The 6,964-nt window shown below is 51.4% G+C and carries 7 protein-coding genes; 2 read left to right on the forward strand and 5 right to left on the reverse strand.

Annotation, left to right across the window (positions count from 1 at the left end; all coding sequences use genetic code 11):
- Positions 1 to 88: 88 nt before the first annotated feature.
- Together DXY31_RS16225 and DXY31_RS16230 are read right to left on the reverse strand one after the other, a co-directional pair.
- Entirely contained in the window at positions 89 to 1,153 is a 1,065-nt protein-coding gene (locus tag DXY31_RS16225) for a metallophosphoesterase (RefSeq protein WP_114994770.1), read from the reverse strand.
- A gap of 148 nt (positions 1,154 to 1,301) precedes the next feature.
- Entirely contained in the window at positions 1,302 to 2,426 is a 1,125-nt protein-coding gene (locus DXY31_RS16230; protein WP_114994774.1) for a DUF389 domain-containing protein, read from the reverse strand.
- A 394-nt stretch (positions 2,427 to 2,820) separates the two neighbouring features.
- On the opposite strand from DXY31_RS16230, the gene DXY31_RS17225 reads away from it, so the two are divergent.
- A complete protein-coding gene (locus DXY31_RS17225; protein ID WP_170953754.1) occupies positions 2,821 to 2,991 on the forward strand; it encodes a hypothetical protein in 171 nt (56 codons plus the stop codon).
- Between the two features lie 420 nt (positions 2,992 to 3,411).
- Here DXY31_RS17225 and DXY31_RS17770 read toward each other — a convergent pair whose 3' ends face one another.
- Positions 3,412 to 3,540: a hypothetical protein gene (locus DXY31_RS17770; protein ID WP_256359648.1), complete on the reverse strand. Its 129-nt coding sequence runs from the start codon at positions 3,538 to 3,540 to the stop codon at positions 3,412 to 3,414.
- A gap of 1,289 nt (positions 3,541 to 4,829) precedes the next feature.
- Here DXY31_RS17770 and DXY31_RS17230 point away from each other — a divergent pair.
- Positions 4,830 to 4,994 carry a hypothetical protein gene (locus tag DXY31_RS17230; protein WP_170953755.1) on the forward strand — a complete coding sequence of 55 codons (165 nt, stop codon included), beginning with the start codon at positions 4,830 to 4,832 and terminating at the stop codon, positions 4,992 to 4,994.
- Positions 4,995 to 5,360: 366 nt separating this feature from the next.
- Here the strand turns inward: DXY31_RS17230 and DXY31_RS16240 are convergent, their stop codons facing one another.
- Together DXY31_RS16240 and DXY31_RS16245 are read right to left on the reverse strand one after the other, a co-directional pair.
- Positions 5,361 to 5,951, reverse strand: a complete 591-nt coding sequence (locus DXY31_RS16240) for a hypothetical protein (protein WP_244279894.1) — start codon at positions 5,949 to 5,951, stop codon at positions 5,361 to 5,363.
- A 195-nt stretch (positions 5,952 to 6,146) separates the two neighbouring features.
- Positions 6,147 to 6,680, reverse strand: coding sequence for a hypothetical protein (locus DXY31_RS16245; protein WP_137025030.1), 534 nt, complete (start codon positions 6,678 to 6,680; stop codon positions 6,147 to 6,149).
- Positions 6,681 to 6,964: the final 284 nt, after the last annotated feature.

Here is a 6,964-nt window from a genome sequence, read left to right on the forward strand (position 1 = left end):
CGAGACAGCCTGAGGCTGAAGTCTCTAAGAGATTCAGCTTGAGCTGAATCGGAAAGCCCCCTCTCACGAGGGGGCTTTTTGTTGGCTGCTAGATCAGCGACCCCCGCTGCCATTGCAGACTCCTGCGGCGAGCCTGTGCAAAACCAGCAACATCCACCTGGACTGGAAGGCGATCGGCGGTAATGGGCTGCATGGAGTTGAGATCAATGGTTGTTTCGCTGATTAGCCCCGAGGGTCGAGACCACTCAAGAAGCGTCAGAGATGGTGGTGAAATCACACCGCTGCCAATGATCCGGCGTGGTCCGCTTCCCATCGCTCCAAGACTCAGCAGCCGCAGACCCATTGATTCAGACGGATACCAAGCGTGGTGGTGACCTGAGATCACCAGATCAACCCTGGCTCGTCGCAGAACAATGGCCAGCCCCTGTGAATTGGTGATACATTCGCCAGCACGAGCCCGTCCTTCGCTGAAGGCTGTAAGCGGGAGATGCCCCATGACAAGGCATAGATCATCAGGCTGGCGATAGGGCGAGCTCAGTGCTGACTCGATCCATTGGCGTTGTGATGAATCAACGTTGGCTGAAGAGGCATCGACGACAACGACAAACAGTCCGGGACGTCTCCAGGCGTACTGAAAGGGAAATCGCTCGTTCTCGATGAACCCGGATTGCAGATCCCCGCGATGCTGGCCCCAAAACAGATCAGCCTGCTGGCGCTCACGCCCATAAATCCAACGCCCTTGATGCTGTTGACTCGATCCATCGTGATTGCCGATGGCCGGGAGTAAGGGAATCCCTGCCTTTTGAAGCGGTGCTCGAACCGAGTGTTCAAAACCAGCCCACATCGCCTTCAGCTGGGAATTCGTTAACGACCTCTTCTGGCCAGCCACCATGTCTCCTGCGCAGAGCACCAGGTCGGGTTGTTGCTGCATCAGCAAACTCACTCCGCGCTGAACGGAGTTGCTGTAGTTCGTACTTCCGTAGGAGCCGTTCAGGTCACTGATCAAGCCCAGTTTCAACTTGTCAGCGTTCTGAGCGGATGCTGGGCCCAGTTGTTGTGATCCGCTCTTTCGGAAAAAACCATCAAGGACGCTGCCTGAAACCGCTGCGCCTGCGATCAACCGTAGAAATGTGCGACGTCCAGTCTGTTTCATCAGCCGAGTTTATGGCCAACATCCATGTATGGATGATATTAGGCCCAGGATAATTTCCTAGCTGTTGTTTTTTGAACCCCATTCAAGAACTGGAACAAGATGGTTCCCAATCAAAAAACTGTCATGGTTGATCCAACCCATCGTCGGATTACTGCGACAGCGGCTTGTTCTCAGGTTTTTCAGTTACTTCCTTGTTGTTTTGAGAGGGTGTTTCGATTTCCGACTCCTCAGATTCTTGTTCTAAAGGGATCACTTTTTTCGGACCAACAACGTCTACAGCTGTGCGTTGAACGACAAGCTGGTAATTGCTCCGAAGAAGTTTGTTGATCTCTTCTTGTACCAATGTCACCTGCTTGTAGCTGGGAAGGTCGGCATCCGTTACACGAACAATGATCCGAATAATTCCCTCTTCTTTCTTCTTGTCATGTTGAGTTGGCCTCCAGTCAATATCAACCTGTTCCACATCAACTAATTCAGGATCGCTGAAGGTTAGAGTTTCATTAACAAGAAATTTACGAACCGTTTGTTCCACCATGGATCGCCGGTTCTCGCGATTGGCTTGATTCAGTAATCCGATGAAGCTGCCTCCCAGTGGAATCAGCAACAGGCCTGTCAGTGTGAAGCTGGCCACGCTGAGTTGACTTCGGAGCAGCTTTTGGCGGAATTCGGAGTCTTGCCAGGCCATCAGTACCAACCCGCCTGTGAGAATGCCCAGCAGGTTGGTGGCGAAAAGTAATCCGGCTCCGGAGGCCGCACTCCAGCTCTGGTGTGACAGCAACAGTCCCATTACGCAAACAGGAGGCACCAGGGCCACGGCGATTGCCGTTCCAGCCAGCGAACTCACAGCATCGCTTCGCAACTTGGCGTACGTCGCCAGACCTCCTGCCACAAGGGCGATCCCCAGATCGAGCAGGTTGGGCTCTGTTCTGGCCAGAACCTCTGTGCCGAACTGAGGCAAGCCAGCCACAGAACCCAGCAGAAAGGAGAGCAGCGTGGTGCTCAAGACCCCTACCAGTAGGGTTCGCATTGATCGGCCCAGCAGACGCACTTCGCCCAGCAAGATGGCGAAGGCTGCGGCTCTTAGAGGCATGATCCAAGGAGCAACCACCATGGCTCCGATGACGACCGCAGTGCTGTTGGCAAGCAGCCCCAGGGTGGAGATCAGGCTCGCTCCAACGCTGAGCACGATAAACACCTCATCCAAGGTGGCATCGTGCATGTGGCTGCGATGCAGTTGCCTGATTTTGCGGCTGGACAAGCTGCCCTGCTCCATGAACGCGTCAAAGGTGTGAGCAGTCTGATTGTTAGCGCTCAACTTGTTCAGGATCTGGTGACGCAAATATTGCCGATCTAAGAATTCACCAACTGTTCTGAGCTCTCCAGCTTTTCGTTAACTGCGCTCTGTGCCTCAACATCTGAATCAATGCACCAACGAATGGAATGGCTTTGGTGCTGTTGATTGTTTTTTAAGTTTTTGGTCTGGATCGACGACAGGCAGCGCTCGTGCGGCAGCTCTTGACTCAAGGGCTATTGGGAGAGAGGTCACCCAGGACCATGGTCAATCGTATTCGCCAGTACCAATTTCCAAATCATTAAAGGTTTGATTGCTGTTGCAATGGCGGAATTCAGCAGCGCTTCCTTTAAGTTGTGGAGCCGACTTTTGCGCGATGTCTCCCTCTGACTTGTCTTCTTTGGAATGGGAAGCGGATGGCGAAATGTCAGCTCAAGACACCTGGGATCTTGTGACGCGCTTGGCGAGAGTGGAAGAACAGGAAAAAGCTTCGAGCCTGCTGCACCTGTCTTCAAAGCACAGTCATTCCAAAAATAAGAAGTCTTAATTGCAAGGTTAATCTTGTGTCTATGATTCAAATTGGAAATCAACTTGAATCATTAAGATTTTTTGAAATTAATATTGTAATGAAATTGATATTGTTTTGCTTAGAAAGTTTAGAGGAGCTGCATCGTTCATCTAAGCTTTTATAGACCAAATATCTAAAATGCGATAGATCAATTGCTGGGTTTTGAAGCCAATGGTACTGCTGAAATAATGTAAATTTGAAGAGAAAAATTATTTTCTTTCATTCTGCTGCTGCCTGGCTGTCGTCCTGATCTGTGCGTGTTCACGTCTCGTGTTCCTCTTCTCTGAAGAGTTATGTTTTGATTGAATCCCGAGCGAAGTTCAGCCGGTCTCTATTGGTCTTCATCGGTTGATGTTGACTGTGTTGAGCTCGGCTGTACTGTGAAGTTGCGGACAGAATTTATTTAGGACGCTTTGTGAGATCTCCAAAGTCGTCATCGTTGGGCTGCATGAATTGCCAGACAACTGGCACCGTGAACACCACAACAAGGCCAATGGTGGCCCAAATCGCAACGGTGTAATCGCCCATTCGGTGTTCCTCCTTGAAATGGTGACCATAACGGGAATGCGTCTGAGCAGGTCATCATCTGCAACTTATACAGGCCACCGATTGGGATGCGTTGCTTTGATTGCACTCAAATCCGCTGCCTCGTCTTGGTTGTGAGGCTGTACATGCGTTTGATGTGGTCTCAGTTCGCCAAGGCTTTTTTGGGACATGCGCACTAGGGCAGAGTTGCGGTCTTCCTGGCACAAGTTGTTCGGTATTCACCTCACCGGAGCTCACTGGATCGATTAAGGTTGTGGAACGTTGGCCCCAAGAGGGGCGCAGTCCGATCTCAAACAGGCAACGGGGTTTGAGGCGCTGTAGGAAGTTCTAATGAACACCCTCGCAATGATCAAAGAAAAAGAGCTCAAGGCTCGTCGCCTTCATGTCGCTCAGCATTCTTTTGCTGCTTCGTCTGAAGGATGTGATGTCACATCAGCACACATGTCACCAACCAAGCTTGTCGATTGCACATTCTGAGCTGAGTGATCGCTTCTAACCACGATGGCCCCGCGAATGCGGGGCTTTTTTGTCGACAAATTTGCTGCACTGTCAGTGTTTGTGGCCCTTTTGGGTGGGTGTGTTGCTTGCCATCGTTTAGAACCCTCCGAATCGAAGGCACACTTCCAGTGCTCCAAGCCCGAACAGGAAAGTGCCACCAAGAAACGCCAATTCTTTAGGACTCTTGGCCATGGGTCGGCGGGCTGAGCCCGGAAATAACGCTGATCCAAATCTAAAGGAAACTTGAAGGCTGAGCATTTCGAAAGGTTGCCGTTTGAGCGCTCGTATCGCCCCAAGTTGCAGAGGTTCATGAAATGGGCTTCATAAACCAGCCAATTCTTGGCGTCGCTTTACGTATTTAAATAATTCTCAGAAGGAATAATCCCTGGCATCGCTTCCTGGTCGGGGTTCCAGGCGGCAAGCTGATTGCTCAATGATTTTGAGGCTTGCAGAAAAGCTCTTTGATCAGCTCCTCGGCTCAAAGCCTTTTCCCTCGAAGAGCTGATGCATCAAGGCCGGAGCTACAGGACGAGCAGAGCGATAAAGGCGCAAAGATCGGCCTTGTATTGCTTGGCCAAAAGGAGCCATGCCCCACTACGACGCGTGCGTCCTCACCGATGGATGTCTGATGGCTGACGACATAAGGCTGTTGTCGCTGCCAGCGCCGATTCCAAGTTGGCTGCCCGTTGGATCCAGGTGAAACCCTTGTCCATGTAACAAGTAATCGGTTGAGACTTGCAGAATTCCATTTCCTTCCAAGTTGGCTTGCCGAGATGCTGCCCCTGATTGACAGTGGTTTGATCAGTGATCCAGCTGGGATCATCGCCATTGGTGAAGAGCTGTTTGAGGCTCATGCTGGTGCGATGGAAGCTTTCCGTGTCAGCAGGACTGATCCGGCGATGGCTTATCAGATGCTGGGCCAAAAGTTCAAAGGCTGATCTTTGATGGCAGTGTTAATTAGGAACCCACGAGCAGTGTTGGTAAAAGCCTTGAAAAAGGGATTTTACGTTGGCCAGCGCATTGCAAGGCTTAAGTGATTTGAAGTGGGCGTAATTCTGAGCTCTGCTTGTGCAAGCCGATGTTTTTGTACCAGTGCATGTATGACTTTGACTTGGAATATTTATACCTATCTTATGATAATGCAATAGTGAGTTTATGGAGATAAGCGTTGTCGGCCATTGTCAGGCATCTATTGCTGTTTAGTCATTGTGTTTTGAACCCAATGGCCGACGTTGGCTTAATGAAAGCGCTTGAACGAGATTGTCTTGTTATTCGTTTGAGGCCCGAGGGGGGGAATGGCTCGTTCAGTTGTTATTTGATTCCAAGACGGAGCGGCCATCTGGTGCAATCACCACCACGGTCACCACGCTTGGCTCTGCATTGTTTTGTTCCCAGCCTGGAGGACCACCTGGAATCGTGAATTCAATGCCTTGTGAATCTGAGCGGGTGATGCATGGATTGCCCATGGCGCTGCCAAACATGCAAGTGCTAGGGCGGTATTGACTCAGTCCACCATTGAGTGACACGGCTGTTCCGCGAGCCAAGTTGATTGCCCTTCGGGCAGCCAGGGGCTCAACTGTTATGTCCGATGGAGCCTGGAAAGGCTGCCCAGATCCGGAAGAATCTTCATCGTCGTAGGGGGCAACTGTGGAATCTGTGCTCGGTGGCACCGTTTCGGGCTCTGAGTCGTTTTCCTTACTGAGGGGTGTTGTGGTTCCGTCGCTGGGAAGACAGCTCACGCTGGGGGTGGTGATGTCGATGTCGCTGATGGCGACTTGTTCGCCAGTTTGGCGATCCAAGCATCGATAAGCGTTGGCTTCGGCTTTTGGCGTGAAGATAAGTGTGCTGCTGGCGAGGAGAATTAGACCCGCAGCGGTTTGATGGACGATGCGCATGTCTGAATCATCAATGACTTTGCGTTTCATTAGGAAAGGGCTTGTGGCGATGGAAGGGGTTGATCTCGCGATGCCTCGTGGCCTTTGTTGGTTTACCTTTTCAGCATTTTGGTGGCCCTGCTTACCGGGTTGATGTGGAAAGCAGGGCGGAAGTTTTGCATCAAGGTGGAGGGTGTGGCGGGAATGCTTCGAGGATCAGCGGAAGAGATCGTTAATACCCTGTACTAAGAGATCGCCAATGTGCTTTCCGAGGGCTTCACCGAGTTGTGAGCCTGTGGAAGCTTCAGGATTGGTTTCATCTTCATAAACATCTTCATCTTCGAAGGCAATGTCTTCATCTGCAATGTCTTCGTCTGTAATGTCTTCGTCTGCAATGTCGACATCAGAGTCAGCATCCTGGTCAAAATCTTCATCTGTACCGGTGTTATCAACAATGATGTCGTCGTCCTCTGAATCGATGCCGGAATCTTCGGTGAGGGTTGTGCCTGGAACGGGGAGGCAGCTGATGGCCGTGCTGGTCATGTCGACGGCACTGCGAGCAACCAGTTTTTCAGTGCTGCGCTCAAAGCAGTCAAAAGCAATGGTCATGGCGTTGACCTCTTGCGGCTGAACAGACAGAAGCGCAGCGGAGGAGAGGGTTAGAGCGGAGAGGATGGAGAGTGAGCGGTTCATGGTGGTGAGTGTGCGAGGAGAGAAGTGGAAGTGCGGTGTGTCCACCGATGAACTCAAGATCTCTGAGAATGGGAAATGGGTTGATGAGCTGTGTCATGGATGGCTGTGATGTTGATCACGGGCAAGAAAAAACCCCGCAGAAGGCGGGGTTTCGGGAGGTGTGAGGTGGCTGTCGTTCGCTTAGGGAGACCTGGTTGTACCGCTGCCGTCACAGCGCCAGGTCACCGCAAGCTTGTTTCTAACAAGCAGGAGTGTTGCTAATGGATCTTGGTTTTTGAGTGGGAGTCCATGAGGTGTTGAAGCCAGGGTTACCGCCAACTTTGACCAGACCGTTGCTTGTG

The sequence above is a fragment of the Synechococcus sp. UW179A genome (genome assembly GCF_900473965.1).
Lineage (GTDB): Bacteria > Cyanobacteriota > Cyanobacteriia > PCC-6307 > Cyanobiaceae > Synechococcus_C.

Bases quoted from the DNA above. Each gene is read 5' to 3' on its own strand.
- DXY31_RS16225 (WP_114994770.1), bottom strand. From the start codon at position 1,153: ATGAAACAGACTGGACGTCGCACATTTCTACGGTTGATCGCAGGCGCA.
- DXY31_RS16230 (WP_114994774.1), bottom strand. From the start codon at position 2,426: ATGGAGCAGGGCAGCTTGTCCAGCCGCAAAATCAGGCAACTGCATCGC.
- DXY31_RS17225 (WP_170953754.1), top strand. From the start codon at position 2,821: ATGTCTCCCTCTGACTTGTCTTCTTTGGAATGGGAAGCGGATGGCGAA.
- DXY31_RS17770 (WP_256359648.1), bottom strand. From the start codon at position 3,540: ATGGGCGATTACACCGTTGCGATTTGGGCCACCATTGGCCTTGTTGTG.
- DXY31_RS17230 (WP_170953755.1), top strand. From the start codon at position 4,830: ATGCTGCCCCTGATTGACAGTGGTTTGATCAGTGATCCAGCTGGGATC.
- DXY31_RS16240 (WP_244279894.1), bottom strand. From the start codon at position 5,951: ATGCGCATCGTCCATCAAACCGCTGCGGGTCTAATTCTCCTCGCCAGC.